Here is an 18,972-nt window from a genome sequence, read left to right on the forward strand (position 1 = left end):
AGCTTATTTTTTTAATGGAAATAAGTATTTTTGCAATTATTTATAAATTTCAGTCTAAAACACTCGAAAAAACAAAAAAGTCATTTCAAAATAACATAACACAACACTAATGAGCAACGAAAAAACCATTAAATCAGCATTAATCTCAGTATTTAGCAAAGACGGTTTAGAACCTATTGTTAAAGAGCTAGACAAACAGGGCGTAACCATTTACTCTACTGGTGGTACTGAAAAATTTATTAATGATTTGGGTGTTAACGTTGTTCCTGTTGAAGATGTAACCTCCTACCCTTCTATTCTTGGTGGGCGTGTTAAAACCTTACACCCAAAGGTGTTTGGTGGTATTTTAAACAGACAAAGTCACGATGGTGATGTTGCTGAATTAGCTGAATATGAAATCCCACAAATAGATGTAGTTATTGTTGATTTATATCCGTTTGAAAAAACGGTAGCCTCCGGTGCAAGCAATCAAGATATTATTGAAAAAATTGATATTGGTGGTATTTCCCTAATTAGAGCTGCTGCAAAAAATTATGCGGATGTTATTTGTGTATCGTCTGTTAATGATTATGCTGAGTTTTTAGAATTGATTTCTGAAAACAATGGTGTTATTTCTGAAGAAAACAGAAGACGTTTTGCAGGAAAGGCATTCAATGTATCATCGCATTACGATACAGCTATTTTTAACTACTTCAACAAGAACCATGATGAAGCTGCATTAAAAATCAGTGAAACTAAAGGTAAGGTTTTGCGTTATGGTGAAAATCCACATCAAAAAGGCTTTTTCTTTGGTAACTTTGATGAGCTATTTACGAAACTTCACGGAAAAGAATTAAGCTACAACAACCTTTTAGATGTTGATGCTGCTGTAAATTTAATGTTGGAATTTAAAAACGATGCTCCAACATTTGCCATATTAAAACACAATAATGCTTGTGGTTTGGCACAACGCAATACTTTACACCAAGCCTATGTTGATGCTTTAGCAGGCGACCCTGTTTCAGCTTTTGGAGGTGTTTTAATAAGCAATAAAGAGATAGACTTAGCCACTGCAGAAGAGGTCCACAAATTATTTTGTGAAGTGGTTATAGCCCCATCTTTTTCAGAAGAAGCCTTAGAGCTTTTAAAAGGCAAAAAGAATCGAATTTTATTAGTCATTCATGATATTGAAATGCCAAAAATGAATGTAAGAAGTTGTTTAAATGGTGTTTTACTTCAAGATAGAAATACCATTACTGATACTGCTGAAGGCTTAAAAAATGTCACTAACACAGCGCCGACAACTGATGAAATAGACGATTTGATTTTTGCCTCAAAAATCTGCAAACACACCAAATCAAATACCATAGTTTTAGCAAAAAACAAACAACTATGTGCTAGCGGAACAGGACAAACCAGTCGTGTTGACGCTTTGCAACAAGCCATACATAAAGCCCAATCCTTTAATTTTGATTTAAATGGAGCAGCAATGGCCAGCGATGCCTTTTTCCCGTTTCCTGATTGTGTGGAAATTGCAAACAACGCTGGAATTAAAGCCGTTATTCAACCAGGCGGTTCAATAAAAGACCAATTAAGTATTGATTATTGCAACGAAAATGGTGTAGCTATGGTCATGACAGGCACACGCCATTTCAAACATTAAATAGGCTCAAAAACTGTGTTTTAACAGTCTAAAAATCGATAAAAAGCGTATAAGAGGTAGGCATGCTTGTTTTATTGAATTTTGAGCTCTAGATCGCTCAAATATTTAGGAACTTTTATTACATTTACGGGATTCGTTTTTAAACCACATAAAAAATATTAATAGCACATGGGATTTTTTGATTTCTTAACCGAAGAAATTGCAATAGATTTAGGGACTGCAAACACACTTATTATTCACAACGACAAAGTTGTTGTAGATGCGCCTTCTATAGTGGCTCGCGACAGGATTTCTGGTAAAATAATTGCCGTTGGTCAAGAAGCGAGTTTAATGCAAGGGAAAACCCATGAAAATATTAAAACCATTCGTCCATTAAAAGACGGTGTTATTGCCGATTTTGATGCTTCTGAGCAAATGATAAGTATGTTCATTAAAAACATACCTGCTCTAAAAAAGAAATTTTTTACACCAGCGCTTCGTATGGTTATTTGTATTCCTTCTGGAATTACCGAAGTAGAGATGCGTGCGGTAAAAGAAAGTGCCGAACGTGTTAATGGTAAAGAAGTCTATTTGATTCACGAACCTATGGCTGCGGCTATTGGTATTGGTGTAGACATTATGCAACCAAAAGGAAACATGGTTGTGGACATAGGTGGTGGTACTACCGAAATTGCTGTAATTGCCTTAGGCGGCATTGTTTGTGATAAATCAGTAAAAATTGCAGGTGATGTGTTTACAAACGATATTGTGTATTACATGCGTACCCAACACAACTTGTATGTAGGTGAACGTACTGCTGAAAAAATAAAAATCCAGATCGGCGCAGCTACTGAAGATTTAGAATTACCTCCTGAGGACATGAGTGTTCAAGGTCGTGATTTATTGACCGGAAAACCCAAGCAAGTGTCTATTTCATACCGTGAAATTGCCAAAGCTTTGGATAAATCTATTTTGCGTATTGAAGATGCGGTTATGGAAACCCTATCGCAAACTCCTCCAGAATTAGCTGCCGATATTTACAATACTGGCATCTATTTAGCGGGTGGTGGTTCTATGTTACGTGGTTTAGACAAACGTTTGTCGCAGAAAACAGACTTACCGGTTTATATTGCAGAAGATCCATTACGCGCCGTAGTAAGAGGCACAGGTATTACGCTTAAAAATTTACCTAAATACAAAAGTGTATTGATAAAATAGGAATAGGTATATAACATGCAACAGATTATTAATTTTATAATTAGAAACAAAAACTTTTTGTTGTTCTTGTTACTATTTTGCATGTCCCTTTTATTTACTATTCAATCCCATTCGTACCATAAAAGTAAATTTATTAATTCGGCTAACTTTTTAACTGGTGGTATCTATAATTCAGTAAACAATATAAGTGGTTATTTCAATTTAAAATCGCAAAACCAATTATTAGCAGAAGAGAATAAAAGATTGCGTGCGCTTATCCTTAATTCCGAAATACAGCCAGATTCAGCATACATTGATAGTTTAACTTTTAACAAAGCATATCGGTTTTATAACGCCAATATTATAAAAAACAGCTATGCATTGACTGATAATATCTTAACTCTTAATAAAGGCACAAACGATAGTATAAAACAAGATTTCGGCGTTATCTCATCTAAAGGCTTAATCGGTATTGTTGATAAAACCAGCAATAATTATGCAACAGTTTTATCTATTTTAAATACAACCAGCAGAATTAGTGCGCAACTAAAAAAAACCAACCATTTTGGGACCTTAACTTGGAATGGAGACACACCTGATCTTACGCAACTTATTGATATTCCAAAAATTGCACCTGTTAAAATTGGAGATACCATAATAACATCTGGACGTTCTTCTATTTTTCCTAAAGGTGTACCTATAGGTCTTATAGAGAGCTTTCAATTAGACATTGCCGAAAATTACTATGAAATTAATGTTCAGCTATTTAACGACATGACCAATATTGAGCATGTTTATATTATAGAAAATAGTAATACAGAAGAAATTAATACTTTATTACATGAATAGTGTTTTTTCTGTACATACCATGCGCTTTTTTGCTTTAGTCTTTACACAAGTTTTAATATTAAACCATATTAATTTTCTAGGGTATATAAACCCCTATATATACATTTTATTTATTGCGCTATACCCCGTTAAAAACAACCGTACACTTTTAATTTTATTAAGTTTTTTATTAGGACTGACCATTGATCTGTTTTTAGACACTGGTGGTGTTCATGCTGGGGCCTCCGTATTTGTAGCCTATGCAAGACCTGTGATTTTAAAATCATCATTCGGAGCCATCTACGAACATCAAAACATAAAATTCAATACTGTTGATTTTGGTTCCAAGCTCACTTATTTTACATTACTAACGGTGTTGCATCATATTGTTTTATTTTCTTTAGAAATATTTAGCATTTCAAAAATAATTTTAGTGCTTCAAAAAACGTTATTCTCTAGTATATTTACTATTTTACTCGGTATAACTATAACCATTATTTTTAGTAGAAAAACCAAATGAGGCAATTTTTACTTTTCATTTCAATTATTCTTGTTGGAGTTTTATTTATTTCTAGACTCTTCTATCTACAAGTCTATAATTCAAATACTCAAACTTTATTTGAAGACAATGCTATTAGAAAGGTTTACGATTACCCAAAACGAGGCTTTGTATATGATAGAAATGGAAAACTCCTGGTAGCCAATCAACCATCTTATGACGTTATGGTTATACCTCAAGAAGTAGAACCTTTAGACACATTGGAGTTTTGCTCTTTATTAAAAATTGATAAAGCAAAATTTATAAAAACATATCAAAAATCAGAACATTACTCACCAAGGTTACCATCGGTATTTGTGTCGCATTTATCCAAAGAAGATTATGCTGTTTTACAGGAAAAAATGCGAAAGTTTCGTGGGTTTTATATTCAAAAACGATCGCTCAGGTATTATGAAACTTCTATTGGTGCTAATGTTCTAGGCGATATTGGAGAAGTTGGAAATAGAGATATAAAAAAGGATCCTTATTATAAAATGGGTGACTTAAAAGGGAAGCAAGGTGTTGAAGCCTCTTATGAAAAAATATTGCGTGGTGTAAAAGGTATAAAATTTATTCAAAAAGATAGATTTAACAGAAATATTGGTCCTTATAAAAATGGAGACTTTGATACCATACCAGAACAAGGGAAAGACATAAAAATTACGATTGATGCCCAATTACAAGCCTATGGCGAATTGCTTATGCAAAACAAACGCGGTGGGGTTATAGCTATTGAACCATCTTCAGGAGAAATATTGGCCATGGTAGCAGCACCTACCTACAACCCCAACATATTGGTTGGTAGAGAGCGCTCTAAAAACTTTACAAAGCTTTATAACGATTCCATAGCAAAGCCGCTTTTTAACAGAAGTTTGCAAGGGGTTTACGAACCCGGATCGCCTTTTAAACTCATGAATGCCTTAATTGGTTTGCAAGAAGGTGTTTTAACCCCAAATGAAACCGTTACTTGCTATGCGGGTTACAAATATGGCAATCGATTTATGAAATGCCATTGCAACAGAGGCACCAGAAACAATATGGTTGGCGGCATTCAACGCTCTTGTAACGCCTATTTTGCCACGGCTTACAGAAAAATTTTAGACAAAGATAATAATGCTTCCAAAGGTATAGACGTTTGGAGCAAGCATGCTAAAAGTTTTGGGTTAGGTGAATTTTTAAACAATGATTTATATGTTGGGCAAAAAGGGCGTATTCCAGACAGAGCCTATTACAAACATATTTATCCAAAAACATTTTACTCGACATATACCATATCCAATGCTATTGGACAAGGTGAAGTCGCCACGACACCAATCCAATTGGCTAACATGGCTGCTGCTATTGCTAACAGAGGTTTTTTTTATACACCTCATATTATAAAAAACATTGAAAACGAAATATTACCTGAACAGTTTACAAAACCAAAACAAACAACTATAGACAAACAACATTTCGAGCCTGTAATTGAAGGGATGTTAGAGGTTTACAAAAAAGGAACCGCAAAATGGTTGCAAGTAAAAGATATTGAAATTTGTGGAAAAACCGGAACTGTAGAAAACTTTGCCATTATAGATAGTTTAAAAACACAGCTTACGGATCACTCTATATTTTTAGCATTTGCACCTAAAGACAATCCGAAAATAGCTATAGCTGTTTTTGTTGAAAACGGATATTGGGGAAGCAGGTTTGCTGGGAAAGTAGCTAGTTTAATGATTGAAAAATTTATTAAAGGCCACATTACTCGAACAGATTTAGAAGAATGGCTTTTAAAGCATAGCTTAGAAGAAGAATATGCTAAACCTTATTCTGGAAAACCCTTTAAAATAAATGGTCAAACAAGTTTACAAATTGTTGAAGAGTCCGAATATTACCGTCTTAAAAACCTCTTAAACACAATTAACAAAACTAATAATTGATGGTTAGGGAAACTAATAGACATTTTAAATTCGATTGGATTACCATTATTCTGTTCTTCCTATTGGTTGGGTTTGGTTGGTTAAATATATTATCCGCTTCGCATACTGGAACTACAGTAAATTATTTTGATTTCTCTCAACCTTTTGGCAAACAATTGATATTCATATTCTTAACCTTTGGTTTAATTGTCATTTTATTAGCTATCGATGCTAAGTTTTACGAACGGTTTTCGAGTATTATTTATATCGTTTCAATGTTATCCTTAGTTGGACTTTTTATATTCGGAAAAAACGTAAACGGCGCCACATCATGGTATGGCATTGGGGGTATGACCATCCAACCCAGTGAATTTGCCAAAATGGCAACAGCTCTGGCTGTGGCCAAATATATTAGCGATTTGAACACCAATATCAATTCGCTTAAAGACCAAATACAGACCTTTATCATTATTACCATACCTGCCCTTTTGGTACTATTACAAAATGATACTGGTAGTACAATTGTTTATGGTGCGTTCTTTTTTGTTTTATACCGGGAAGGTTTACCCAAATACTATTTAATAATTGGTATTTCAGCCATACTACTATCAATCTTATCATTAAAATTTGGTATTATAATAACAACAGTAATAGCATTATTATCTGTTGTAGGTTATCACTTTTTAAGCAAGAAAAAATTACGGATATTTCAATCTGTATTGATTTTAATAGCTGCAATAGGTATTTCATTTGGTGTAAAATTCTTTTATCAAAGTATCTTAAAACCACATCAACAAGACCGGATAAGTCTTTGGTTACGTTTAGAAAAAGACCCTGTTAAACTTGAAAAAATGAAGCAGACCTTTGCTTACAATCTCAACGAATCGGAGAAAGCCATTAGCTCTGGTGGCTTTATTGGAAAAGGCTTTATGGAAGGCACCAGAACAACAGGTAAATTTGTACCAGAACAGCACACCGATTATATTTTTAGTACCGTTGGTGAGGAATGGGGGTTTTTAGGAAGTGCTTTTGTAGTGGTTGTTTTTGTTTTACTTCTATTACGTATTTTACATTTAGCCGAATTACAAAAATCGCAATTTAGTAGAGTGTATGGTTATGGTGTAGCATCCATTATTTTTATACATTTTCTTATTAATATTGGTATGGTTATGGGGTTGATTCCAACCATTGGTATTCCTCTCCCGCTATTTAGTTATGGAGGTTCAGGACTTTGGGCATTTACCATTTTAATATTTATATTTATTAAATTAGATTCCAACCGTATCAACGAATGGTAGGTCGATAATTAGCTTTTATTTATCTTACTAAAATGAAAAATCACTTCTTTTCAATTTTCACATTTCTCTTATTTTTCGGATGTTCTAGCACTAAAAATGCTGTAAAAAAGTCTTTTTCTAAGGAAGAATTCAAATTAATTATGAATGCCGATAGTTTAAAACCTATGCGCGTTTATAAAATTACAGATAAAAAAGATTCTGTATTACTAAGGAATAAAAGCACTTATATTAAACCAAATTCGAAAAACCCTGTTTTACAAAATTTCATAAAACGTCTTTACGCTACAGTGAAAGATAGTATGTCTATGGGTGTCGGTATTGCTGCACCACAGGTTGGTGTTTTAAAAAATATTATTTGGGTGCAACGTTTTGATAAAGTCGATTTTCCATTTGAAGTCTATTTAAACCCAAAGATTATAAACTATTCAGAACAAAAACAAACCATTAAGGAAGGGTGCTTATCTATTCCCGATCGGTCTGATATGTTAAATAGTAGATCTAAAACAATAGCTATTGAATATGACACCATGCAAGGCAAGCATAAAACGGAAACGGTTGAAAGTTTTACAGCCGTTATTTTTCAACATGAAATCGACCATTTGAATGGCATTTTGTATTTAGATCATTTAAGAAAGGAAACACGCAATATAAATCCATAATGGATCAATATAATTCAAATATTCAGAACAAAAGTTAACTCATTAACTATTGAAAGAAAACGAATTGGATTAGATATGTATTAATATATGAAAACGGATTTATTCATATGTATGCCAGTGTTTTATTAACAAATAATTGGTTTAAATATGATTGTTATTTTTTAGAAATACAAGACAAAAAAAGGATAGAAAATTGGTTTTTACGGCTCTTAAAAATAGTTTATTAGTATTTGAATGAATCAAAGAACATGAAGAAGATATTATGAAATTGGCAGATTGGGATAAATAGCCTAACATATACCACCAACTATGCTTTTTAAGAGCATGTCAACTCTTGTCTATTGATATATTTGACAAAAGCAATCCGTCGTATTGCATTAAAAATATTAGAGAAATTGGGTACCCAAAAGCAGATACAACATATAATTTTAAAAATGATTGGGCTAACGAATATAGATACAATTCGGTAAGGCTAGGTATAAAAAGTAAAAATATTATATCGTTATATAAACTTCCTAACTTTACAAGACCTTGGGCCGAAAAAGCACTTCTATCTAAAATACAAAAAGGATCCCCATTATATTTAGCAGGGTTTAGAAATAAAACTAAAAGTTTATTTAAAATATATTTTTACAGCAATCTCACTTTTTCACGAAATATTTTAGCAAAATACTACACCTTTTTAATCTCCAATTTATCAGCAAAATAATCACAAAAATCTTTCATGGTAGCGGTCATTTTTTCATCTTGTGTAGCACGGTTAAACGTATCGCTCATTGCTACTAAAGTTTGGTGGAAAAACACCTTCATTTCATCAACGGGCATATCTTTAGTCCATAGATCTATCCGTAAGGTTTCTTGTGCCTTGGCATCCCAAACAGCAAGCATCATAGCTTTGGCTTCTTCATTGATTATACCACCATCTTGCGCGGTCCAATTTAGCTTTTCAGGCACTCGGTTTTCGTCTAATTCAACATTAAGTTCTATTTTTGAAGTCATTGTATTAGCCATTATTTACGGGGTTTAAACTTTGAATTATTAAAAATATCTTCTGTACTTGTTATCAGCATTTCTTTTAGAGTTAGATCATTTTGTTGCATGTAGGCACGCACGATTTGCCAACCTATATATTGACCTAAACGCCCGGGAGAATCAGCATCAATCTCTTCTAAATAAAACTTTGAAAATGGTGCTGGATTTATAAATCTGCTTGGTAATTTTGAATCGGTACTAAAAAGCAATTCACGTTCTACAAAAAAACGCCAAATATAGCTTTCGTTAACTTTTGCCCAATCTAATTGCGCTGGCGTGTAACCAATACGTTCTGCTTCGGTTTTAAAAGGAATAATTACATCTTTAAAATAAAGCAGTTTTCCAAAATAAATCATTTCATCTAGCAGGGTTTTATTCCGGGTTTGATAGCTGTATTTTTTAGCATAAGCTTCAGCTAAATCAACTACAAGTTGCTCCTTATTTAAAGGCGCTCTTAAATATTTAGGAATACCTCTATAAAACTCATGGTCACTCCCTAAATAGGTATCTAAAGCAATTACCGCTATGGTGTCTGTTACAATAACTTTATTTCTGTAGTCTACATTATTTGTAGTAGTAATAACTCTGGGTTGGTTAAACTCAGGGAAATAGTATTTTAAATGATTGAATAATGATTCTATTTCAAATTCAATACCTTCAAAATCAGTAAATGTTTTATCAACCTCATGAAACAATTGAACTTGTAAGGTATCTTCTTTTTTAGCTAACCAAAAAGAGTCGTCAAGCTTTTCTGAAAACATAAAAGGATATGTCATTTTCAATTCCTGCAAACTATTTGGAGTAACCTTCGCAAATAATTCATCAAAACGCTCCACTTTGATATCTGTGTTTATTTTAGCTATATCAATTTCCAACTGATTTTTCTGTTTACAAGAAATAGTTATGAGTAAAAATAGTAAAAGCAATAATTTTGATTTCATATAAAACTTAAACGGCATAAATTTTTATAAATTGAACGTATGGTTTATTTTTGTTTGCAAAGGTAGTATTCTTAGATTTAAATTCATTTAAAATGCAAACAGAAAACGTAGTAGATTATATTGTAAACTGGTTAAAAGATTACGCAACAAATGCTGGCGTTAATGGTTTTGTTATAGGGATTTCTGGGGGTATTGATTCTGCAGTAACATCAACTTTATGTGCAAAAACGGGACTGAATGTGTTGTGTATAGAAATGCCCATTCATCAAGCCGAAAGTCATGTTACCAGAGCGCAAGAACATATTACTCAGCTTAAAGCGCGTTTTGATAATGTAAGTGATGCACGTACCAATTTAACACCTGTTTTTGAAGAATTTAAAACGGAAGTGTTTTTTGATGGCGATCAAGCGACTATTGACATGGCATTAGCAAATACTAGGGCGCGCTTACGTATGACAACCTTATACTACTATGCAGGACTATACCAATTATTAGTTGCTGGAACTGGAAATAAAGTTGAAGATTTTGGTGTTGGATTTTATACTAAATATGGGGATGGTGGTGTAGATTTAAGTCCCATTGCAGATTTGCTAAAATCGCAGGTATACCAATTAGGTGAGTTTTTGGAAGTTCCAGAGTCTATTATTAAAGCAGCGCCTAGTGATGGTTTATTTGGGGATGCCAGAAGTGATGAAGATCAAATTGGTGCATCATACCCAGAACTTGAGTGGGCTATGGACATGAATGACAAAGGTAAAACAGCTGATAATTTTTCAGGAAGGGAAAAAACTGTATTCGAAATATACAAAGGTTACAACAGCAGAAATAAGCATAAGATGATTCCTATACCAATTTGCGAAATTCCTAAGGATTTAATATAACTTTTGCAGATTATTTAAAAAAGTCTTATTTTTACCTCAAGCTTAATCTCTCAAATTATAGCCTATGACTAACGGGCTATATCTAAAAAAAGCTTTAGAATTATGATAAAATTATTAATAGCAGACAACCACCCGATTACAAGGAAAGGGCTAGAAGTTCTTTTCTCTGCAGCACCCAACATTAAAGTTGTTGGAAGTGTTGATGATGGCGAAGAAATCCTCGAATTTGTTAAAAAAAATCCAGTAGATATTGTTCTAACTGAAGCAGATTTTCCAAAACTTAATGGTTTGACGGTTTTACGTTACTTAAAGAATGACTACCCAGACATTAAAACAATTATCTTGAGTGCACAACCAGAAGAAGTTTACGCCATTAATGCCATTAAGGCAGGAGCAGCTGGTTATTTAAACAAATCCGTTAATGTTATTACCATTAATGAAGCCATCCTAAAAGTACATGATGGTGGTATTCATTTAAGTAATCAATTAACACAGCAATTAGCCTTTGGGACTAGATCTAATAAAGGCGGTGCTTTTTACAAGAAATTATCTACTAGAGAAGCAGAAGTTTTAAAATTATTAACTGTTGGTAAGAAAAACAAAGAAATTTCTAAAGAGTTAGATATCAACGAAAAAACAGTTAGTACTTACAAAGCGCGTTTAATGCGAAAACTAAAAGTTAATAACATAGTAGATTTAATTAATCAAGCGAAGCTTAATCAAGATTTATAAAACTCGATTTAGTTTTCTAGATAACAACATTTTTAGACCCGAATAGTCTTTTACTTCTTCAAGTATATTTCTATTCGTGTCTATTTTGTTTTGTAATGTTTCTTGCTGAAACTCTTTTACCTTTTGGTCTATTAAATAACAACGTAGACTCAAAATGGTCTCGCTAACAAGTTGTGCGACACTGTGGTGTTTTTCCTTTGGAAAAATATTCATACGGTTCCAGTCATTCAATGTGTAACGTTCATCTTCCATTAAGATCGTTGTTATTTCATTAGACATGTCTGTGTCTACAGAATTTATAAACGTTTTTAATTCAAAATCGGTATCTTGATTCAACCGATCTATTATGGTATAGTAAAGGATTTTAAACTGTGCATTGGTAAACTCCATTTCATCATCTTGCAAATCTAAAAACACTTTTTCAAAAACTTTAGCTTGATGAATTACGGGTTCTAAAATCAACTCGCCTTTATCATTTTCTTTTAAAACCAAATCCTCAAAGTCTTCTGTTTTATTTCCATAAAGCAATAACACCTCTATAATTTTTCGTTCTAAAACATATTGAACATCAACTTTTTCAACAGGTTGTTGGTGCTTGATAACCTCAAAAGCTTTTTGCTCTTTCTGGTACTGTTTGTTTTCTTCTTGAAACTCTTTTTTATTAATTTGTGCCAGTGTACTAAACAATACATCTTCACTAATATCCATAATTCTCGCACACTCTTGAATATAGATTTCTTTTTTTATGCGATCTGGAATTTTAGAAATACTATTGACTATATCTCGAACCGTTTCGGCTTTTTTAATAGGATCGTTTTTTGAATCTTCAAATAAAACAGATGCTTTAAATTGAATAAAATCTTTAGCATGGCTTTCTAAATACGCCGTCAACTCTTCTAGTGTATTTTGTTTTGCAAAGCTATCTGGGTCTTCGCCTTCTGGGAAACTACAAACCTTAACGTTCATACCTTGCTCCAATATCAGATCTATACCTCGGAGTGATGCCCGCATACCTGCTGCATCACCATCAAAAAGTACAGTAATATTTTTTGTAAGTCGGTTTATCAACCTAATTTGTTCTGAGGTTAACGCCGTTCCAGAAGAAGATACCACATTTTTTATACCTGTTTGATGAAACTGAATAACATCGGTATACCCTTCAACCAAATAACAATTATCTTCTTTTGCTATGCTTTGTTTTGCATGATAAATTCCATACAGCACTTTACTTTTATGGTAAATATCGCTCTCTGGTGAGTTTACATATTTTGCGGCTTTTTTATCGGCTATCAGAATACGACCGCCAAAACCCAATACGCGACCACTCATACTTTTTATTGGAAACATAACACGCCCCTTAAAACGGTCAAAACGCTTGTTTTCCTTAACTATAGTAAGTCCCGTTTTTGCTAAATAATCGATATTATAGCCTTGTTTTAAGGCTTCATCTGTAAAGGCCTGCCATTCATTTAATGAGTATCCTAAATCGAATTTTTTTATAGTGTCCTCTGTAAAGCTACGTTCTTTAAAATAGCTTAAACCTATGGATTTCCCTTGGTCGGTTTTATGTAGTATTTTTTGGAAATAAGTGTTTGCAAACTCACTGACCAAATACAAACTTTCGCGTTCGTTGGCTTGCTCTTTTTGTTCATTTGATTGCTCTGTTTCTTCTATTTCAATATTATATTTTTTGGCAAGGTATTTAATGGCCTCAGGATATGTAAAATGTTCATGCTCCATTAAAAACGAAACTGCAGTTCCGCCTTTTCCTGTCGAAAAATCTTTCCAAATTTGCTTAACCGGTGATACCATAAAACTTGGTGAACGCTCATCGCTAAACGGACTTAAACCTTTAAAGTTACTACCTGCTTTTTTAAGTTGCACAAAATCACCAATAACCTCCTCTACTCGAGCTGTTTCAAATACTTGATCTATGGATGCTGGTGATATCAAAGGCTTTAAATTTCTATGAAATATTTAGACCGTAAATGTAATACAAAATAATACATTTCTCAATAGTTAGCTATTAATGGCACTTTTAATTAAATTCAAAAGAACTCCCTATGCTGCATTACCCTAAAATCAAAGGTGTTGAATTTAGGATTTTTAGCTTTTAGCTGTTTATAAAGTGGCATTCTGCTTATTGAAATATTTGCAGCTCCAGAACCTGAGGTTAAGGACACGGTTCTTATGCTACGCTTTGCTTTATCTGGAATAATAAATTTATGAATTCTAGGCACTTCATTAGAAACAATTTCTAATTTTAAACCATAGGTTTTTAGGTGTTTCCTAAAAAAATACTCTGGTCCGTTTTTACTGTTTCCTCCTGTAAACAATAGAGTGTCTATATTTGGATATGCTTTTAAATATCCTATAATATCTCGAAGCTTAATGGTTTTCATGCCCAAATCCGAAGCATCAATTTTATCGCGTTCTGCACTTTCAACAATATCGCAAACCCCTATTTTATTTTTAATTAAAAACGCTTTTCGCTCCTCAATAGCTTCGTTTGAATTGTTATAGCGTAAACCTAAATTATGAATCTTATCTATAAACAACCACAATGAATTGTAATAACTTCCATAACAAAAATCGACATCCTTTTCTAATAGCTTACCCGTTGAAAACCTTGGTGGCGGTAATGTACCCACAATAAGTTTTGTGGTCTCCTTTTGGATAAATGGTTTGTACGGGTGCTTATGTACGAACATATTTGAGTTGTTTTTTTACTAAAAATTCTTTATTTTATATACCATAAATGTAACGGTTTTCACTTTCGTGGAAAAAAATAATTAATTATGGGAAAAGGCGATAAAAAAACAAAACGCGGTAAAATAAACCGAGGTACATTCGGTGCTAGAAGGCCTAGAGTAAAAAAAAGACGTTCTATTGAAACTAAAATTGGTATTGGCAATAAGGCCACACCTAAATAGTGTTTAATTCAATTCTTTTAAGAGTTTTTCAACTTCAAGAATAGTTGCTCTGTAAAGACGTTTGTTAGGTTTTGTCATGTGACTAGACTCTGTGTAAATATCATTTAAAATGGCTTTAGCATCTTCATCTTTCTTAATATTTAGTAGAAATTTGGCTAATATGAGTCGTTCGTCATAAAAGGAATACCTTATATCAATCTGTCTTAAGTTTCTTTCTGCGTCTTCAATTTTACCAACGCGTTCAAGAGCTAATCCACATAAAAACTGTGTTCTAGATTTCTTATATTCTGGATGGTTTTTAATGTTTTCAACATATAAGATAACACTATCATTATCTTCAATACTAAAAAAAGCTTCAATTAATTGTTTTGTGGCATAAAAATTATTTTGAGATTGGTCTTCTAAAGCTTCTAAGTAATGCATAATGGCATTAGCATAATCTTTAATTTCTAAATAGGCATCGGCGAGATTAACTCTATTTTGATAGGATTCTGAAAATTCCAATCGCTTTTCTAAATCTCTAACTTTTTTAGTCGGGTTTATAATGTGGGTGATTTCATTGGTGATTTTTTCTGCATCACGTTTATTATAAACTTGGGTGATTAAATAAATAACACAACCAATAACCGGAACAAACAAAATTAAAAACCACCAATAGTATGCATTTCTATGGGTGTATAAATGATATAAGCAATACACCTGAAGTACAATAATTAAATAATAGTGCATAAACTATCTTATAAAAACAAGTTCGGTTTCAGATGACATAGGCTCACTAAAGTTATAACCTTCGTAATTAAACCCTTTTAAATCATCTATGGTTTTGGCGTTTGTATCAATAACATAACGTGCCATCATACCACGAGCGGCTTTAGCGAAAAACGAAATCATTTTATACTCCCCATTTTTAAAATCTTTAAAATTGGCAGTTATTACAGGAACTTTTAAAGCTTTTACATCTAAAGCTTTAAAATACTCGTTACTGGCTAGGTTTAAGAATAATTCATCATCCTCAAGTTCTTCATTTAAGGCTTTTGTGATGTCCTTTTTCCAGAATTCGTAAAGGTTCTTTTTTACTCCAACGGGGAGTTTTGTACCCATTTCCAAGCGGTAAGGTTGAATTAAATCTAAAGGTTTTAATAAACCATATAAGCCTGAAAGAATACGAACCGTATTTTGAGCTTTCTCTATTTTTTCTGCTGGGATAGTATAAGCATCTAAACCTCGGTATACATCACCGCTAAATGCAAAAATAGCTGGTCTTGCATTATCTTTTGTAAATGGTAATTCCCAGGACTGATTGCGTTCATAATTTAACTGCCCCAAAGCATCCGAAATACTCATGAGTTTAGATAAGCTTCTGGCCGATTTCTTTTTAAGCAATTTATTTAAACGTTCTGATTGTTTTAAAAACTGTGCTTCGCTATGTTGCGTTGTTGGCAATACGGTTTCAAAATCTAAAGATTTTGCGGGTGATAATACTAGTTTCATAGACAATTTACTTTTTCAATTCAAATTTACGATTACTAATTTACTTTTAAAGTTTCAGATTAGAATTATTTATGATGTGGTTTTAACACCAGTATTTCCAACTAATGTTTTTATCAAAAAAAGAAAAAAAAAAGAATCAGTTACAAACAAAAAAACCAAGTATTACAACTCTTGGTTCTTGGTATAATTACGCCATTTTTCAATACACTGCTGCATATCGTCTGGGATTTCTGTATTAAACTGCATAAACTTGCCTGTTTTCGGATGTTCAAAACCCAATGTTTTAGCATGTAAAGCTTGCCTAGGCAATACTTTAAAACAGTTGTCTACAAACTGTTTGTATTTAGTAAAGGTTGTTCCTTTTAACACTTTTTCTCCACCATAACGAGCATCATTAAACAGCGTATGCCCAATATGTTTCATATGTACACGTATTTGGTGCGTGCGCCCCGTTTCTAATTTGCAAGACACCAAAGTCACATAGCCTAATCGCTCTAAAACTTTGTAATGGGTAATGGCAGGTTTGCCTTTTTCGGCTTCGTCTTCAAGAAAAACGGTATTTTGTAATCGGTTTTTTGGGTGTCGCCCAATATTACCTTCTACAGTACCTTCATCTTCATCCATATTACCCCAAACAATAGCTACATACTCACGTTCACTGGTTTTATTGGCAAACTGCAAGGATAAATGTGCCATAGCTTGTTCTGTTTTTGCAACCACTAAAAGTCCGCTGGTATCTTTGTCTATGCGGTGAACTAACCCTGGGCGTTCACTGGAATTATTAGGCAAATTATCAAACCTGTAAATTAATGCGTTTATAAGTGTTCCTGAGTAATTACCATGCCCTGGATGCACTACAATACCAGCTTCTTTGTTTACAACTAAAAGATCATCATCTTCATAAACCACATTAATATCGATATCCTCGCCTACCAATAAATTTTCAAAAGGTGGATGCGAAAACAACACTCTAATTTTATCAAAGGGTTTTACTTTGTAATTGGATTTTACAGGAACATTATTTACAAAAATACTTCCGTTTTTTGCTGCAGCTTGAATTTTGTTTCTTGTAGCATTTTCTACAAAATTCATTAAATACTTATCAATCCTGAGTGGTGCTTGCCCTTTATCTACTGTAAAGACGTGATGCTCATAAAGATTGTCTTCGTCTGGTAATTGCGGTGTATAATCATCCATAATTATGGTCTGTTGCCATTTCCTAGCACTAAATCTATTGTAGAGGTTTTAGCCAACTTATCACCTGCTTTAATTGTTTTTCCTTTATGGCTTAGCTTTAAAACCATGTCTTTACCAAGGTTATCAACATAAGTAATTCTACCTATTTTAAAACCTAAAGCTTCAAGTGTTGGTTTTACTTGTCTGAACGTTTTATCTATCAAACCCTCAGGAACATTCATTTTCCTATAACCCGATGGGTTGAGCGTGATGTATATTTTTCTGTTTTCCTTAACTTTTGTACCTGAAAGAGGTTCTTGTTCTATAACGGAAAACTTTGGGTAATCTGGATTGTAGTTTGCAGAATCTTGAATTTTCATAACCAAATTATTATCTTCTAATTCTAGTTGGGCTACGTTTATAGATTTTCCTTTTAGATCTGGAACTGTTTCAAAATCACCGTGATTAGTAGTTATGTTTAACCATTTCAAAATAAAAAAACATAAAACAACCACAGCTACAACAGCCAATAAAATTTGTTTAAAAAAAGTTTTACTGACAAGAAATTTTACAATGCTCATGTATAGAATTTTCGGTTAGGCAAATATATAAAAACAGAACTGTTTTTTCTTTTGCAATATATATGATATTTTAGCCTTTAACTATTAACTAATAATAGATACGATATATTGTTGGTTTTGGACTAATACAAATTATATAGAAGGGACGCGCTTCCTAAAGGGAAAGACAAAAATAGTATCAATGAAAAAAAATATTGCCATTATTATGGGCGGGTATTCTAGCGAATACAAAATCTCGCTAACAAGTGGAAATGTTGTTTTTGAAACCTTAGACACTTCAAAATACAACGCTTATCGCATCCATATCTTTAAGGATAAATGGGTGTATGTTGATACTAACAATATGGAATTCCCTATTGATAAAAATGATTTTTCGGTTAGATTCGCTGATAAAACCATATCGTTCGACTGTGTGTTTAACGCCATACACGGATCTCCTGGCGAGGATGGTTTTATGCAAGGTTATTTTGAACTATTAAACATACCACACACCAGTTGTAACATGTATCAAGCAAGTTTAACATTTAATAAACGGGACTGTTTAAGTGTTTTAAAGCCTTATGGTATAAAGACGGCGGAATCGTTCTACTTAAACCTGGGAGACATTATTAATGAAGACGCCATTATTGAAAAAGTCGGTTTGCCTTGTTTTGTAAAAGCCAACAAAGCTGGAAGTAGTTTTGGCATTTCTAAAGTACATAAAAAAGAGAATTTACAAAAGGCTATTGATGTAGCATTTAAAGAAGATAATGAAATTATTATTGAATCATTTTTAGATGGCACCGAAGTTTCTGTAGGTGTTATTACATTTAAAGGAAAAACTAAAGTGTTACCTATTACCGAAATTGTTTCTGAAAACGACTTTTTTGATTATGAAGCGAAGTATTTAGGGAAATCTCAGGAAATTACACCAGCTAGATTAACCGCAGATCAAGAAGAAAAAGTTACTAGAGAGGCTAAAAAGGTTTACGAAGTTTTAAAAATGAAAGGGTTTAGCAGAAGTGAGTTTATTTTTAAAGATGGTGAGCCTCATTTGCTGGAAATGAATACTATTCCTGGATTGACCAGAGAAAGTATTTTACCGCAACAAGCTGCCGCTGCTAATATTTCTTTAGCTGAACTATTTGATAATGCTATTGAGGAAGCTTTGAAATAATTTATAGTTATAT

Annotated in this window: 19 protein-coding genes; 11 read left to right on the forward strand and 8 right to left on the reverse strand. The window is 33.0% G+C overall.

Annotation, left to right across the window (positions count from 1 at the left end):
• Positions 1-109: 109 nt before the first annotated feature.
• From purH to def, 7 genes are all read left to right on the forward strand, one after another.
• Positions 110-1,642: a bifunctional phosphoribosylaminoimidazolecarboxamide formyltransferase/IMP cyclohydrolase gene (gene purH, locus ABD941_RS08755; RefSeq protein WP_345273755.1), complete on the forward strand. Its 1,533-nt coding sequence runs from the start codon at positions 110-112 to the stop codon at positions 1,640-1,642.
• Between the two features lie 168 nt (positions 1,643-1,810).
• Positions 1,811-2,839, forward strand: a complete 1,029-nt coding sequence (locus ABD941_RS08760; protein ID WP_019388210.1) for a rod shape-determining protein — start codon at positions 1,811-1,813, stop codon at positions 2,837-2,839.
• Positions 2,840-2,854: 15 nt separating this feature from the next.
• Entirely contained in the window at positions 2,855-3,667 is an 813-nt protein-coding gene (gene mreC, locus ABD941_RS08765; protein WP_345273756.1) for a rod shape-determining protein MreC, read from the forward strand.
• On the forward strand, positions 3,660-4,166 hold the full coding sequence (locus ABD941_RS08770; protein WP_345273757.1) for a rod shape-determining protein MreD: 507 nt from the start codon (positions 3,660-3,662) through the stop codon (positions 4,164-4,166). Before mreC ends, ABD941_RS08770 begins: the two co-directional genes overlap by 8 nt.
• Positions 4,163-6,100: a penicillin-binding protein 2 gene (mrdA, locus tag ABD941_RS08775; RefSeq protein ID WP_345273758.1), complete on the forward strand. Its 1,938-nt coding sequence runs from the start codon at positions 4,163-4,165 to the stop codon at positions 6,098-6,100. Before ABD941_RS08770 ends, mrdA begins: the two co-directional genes overlap by 4 nt.
• The gene (gene rodA, locus ABD941_RS08780; RefSeq protein ID WP_345273759.1) at positions 6,100-7,377 is read left to right on the forward strand and encodes a rod shape-determining protein RodA; all 1,278 of its coding nucleotides are present in this window, start codon (positions 6,100-6,102) and stop codon (positions 7,375-7,377) included. The genes mrdA and rodA overlap by 1 nt, the downstream gene beginning before the upstream one ends.
• Before the next feature lie 32 nt (positions 7,378-7,409).
• Positions 7,410-8,036 carry a peptide deformylase gene (def, locus tag ABD941_RS08785; RefSeq protein WP_345273760.1) on the forward strand — a complete coding sequence of 209 codons (627 nt, stop codon included), beginning with the start codon at positions 7,410-7,412 and terminating at the stop codon, positions 8,034-8,036.
• A 672-nt stretch (positions 8,037-8,708) separates the two neighbouring features.
• On the opposite strand, the gene gldC is transcribed toward def, so the two are convergent.
• Both gldC and gldB read right to left on the reverse strand, forming a co-directional pair.
• Complete coding sequence (gene gldC, locus ABD941_RS08790) at positions 8,709-9,047, reverse strand: gliding motility protein GldC (RefSeq protein ID WP_345273761.1); 339 nt, start codon at positions 9,045-9,047, stop codon at positions 8,709-8,711.
• Complete coding sequence (gldB, locus tag ABD941_RS08795; RefSeq protein WP_345273762.1) at positions 9,047-10,009, reverse strand: gliding motility lipoprotein GldB; 963 nt, start codon at positions 10,007-10,009, stop codon at positions 9,047-9,049. Before gldB ends, gldC begins: the two co-directional genes overlap by 1 nt.
• A 92-nt stretch (positions 10,010-10,101) precedes the next feature.
• Between gldB and nadE the strand changes: the two genes are divergently transcribed.
• Together nadE and ABD941_RS08805 are read left to right on the forward strand one after the other, a co-directional pair.
• Entirely contained in the window at positions 10,102-10,890 is a 789-nt protein-coding gene (gene nadE / locus ABD941_RS08800; RefSeq protein ID WP_345273763.1) for an NAD(+) synthase, read from the forward strand.
• Positions 10,891-10,992: 102 nt separating this feature from the next.
• Positions 10,993-11,622 carry a response regulator gene (locus ABD941_RS08805; RefSeq protein ID WP_345273764.1) on the forward strand — a complete coding sequence of 210 codons (630 nt, stop codon included), beginning with the start codon at positions 10,993-10,995 and terminating at the stop codon, positions 11,620-11,622.
• On the opposite strand, the gene dnaG is transcribed toward ABD941_RS08805, so the two are convergent.
• Positions 11,617-13,575, reverse strand: a complete 1,959-nt coding sequence (dnaG, locus tag ABD941_RS08810; protein WP_345273765.1) for a DNA primase — start codon at positions 13,573-13,575, stop codon at positions 11,617-11,619. The genes ABD941_RS08805 and dnaG overlap by 6 nt on opposite strands.
• 95 nt (positions 13,576-13,670) lie before the next feature.
• On the reverse strand, positions 13,671-14,333 hold the full coding sequence (locus ABD941_RS08815; RefSeq protein ID WP_345273766.1) for a uracil-DNA glycosylase family protein: 663 nt from the start codon (positions 14,331-14,333) through the stop codon (positions 13,671-13,673).
• Positions 14,334-14,420: 87 nt separating this feature from the next.
• On the opposite strand from ABD941_RS08815, the gene ABD941_RS08820 reads away from it, so the two are divergent.
• Entirely contained in the window at positions 14,421-14,555 is a 135-nt protein-coding gene (locus ABD941_RS08820) for a 30S ribosomal protein THX (RefSeq protein WP_345273767.1), read from the forward strand.
• A gap of 3 nt (positions 14,556-14,558) precedes the next feature.
• Here ABD941_RS08820 and ABD941_RS08825 read toward each other — a convergent pair whose 3' ends face one another.
• The 4 genes from ABD941_RS08825 to ABD941_RS08840 form a co-directional block, all read right to left on the reverse strand.
• Positions 14,559-15,284, reverse strand: a complete 726-nt coding sequence (locus ABD941_RS08825) for a hypothetical protein (RefSeq protein ID WP_345273768.1) — start codon at positions 15,282-15,284, stop codon at positions 14,559-14,561.
• Positions 15,285-15,287: 3 nt separating this feature from the next.
• Positions 15,288-16,046: a peroxide stress protein YaaA gene (gene yaaA / locus ABD941_RS08830; RefSeq protein ID WP_345273769.1), complete on the reverse strand. Its 759-nt coding sequence runs from the start codon at positions 16,044-16,046 to the stop codon at positions 15,288-15,290.
• Between the two features lie 162 nt (positions 16,047-16,208).
• Positions 16,209-17,243, reverse strand: coding sequence for an RluA family pseudouridine synthase (locus ABD941_RS08835; protein ID WP_345273770.1), 1,035 nt, complete (start codon positions 17,241-17,243; stop codon positions 16,209-16,211).
• Positions 17,244-17,245: 2 nt separating this feature from the next.
• The gene (locus ABD941_RS08840; protein ID WP_345273771.1) at positions 17,246-17,803 is read right to left on the reverse strand and encodes a PASTA domain-containing protein; all 558 of its coding nucleotides are present in this window, start codon (positions 17,801-17,803) and stop codon (positions 17,246-17,248) included.
• A gap of 181 nt (positions 17,804-17,984) precedes the next feature.
• Here ABD941_RS08840 and ABD941_RS08845 point away from each other — a divergent pair, with 181 nt between their 5' ends.
• Positions 17,985-18,959, forward strand: coding sequence for a D-alanine--D-alanine ligase (locus ABD941_RS08845; RefSeq protein ID WP_345273772.1), 975 nt, complete (start codon positions 17,985-17,987; stop codon positions 18,957-18,959).
• Positions 18,960-18,972 lie beyond the last annotated feature (13 nt).

Origin of the sequence: Flaviramulus aquimarinus (assembly GCF_039543205.1) — a bacterium.
Lineage (GTDB): Bacteria > Bacteroidota > Bacteroidia > Flavobacteriales > Flavobacteriaceae > Flaviramulus_B > Flaviramulus_B aquimarinus.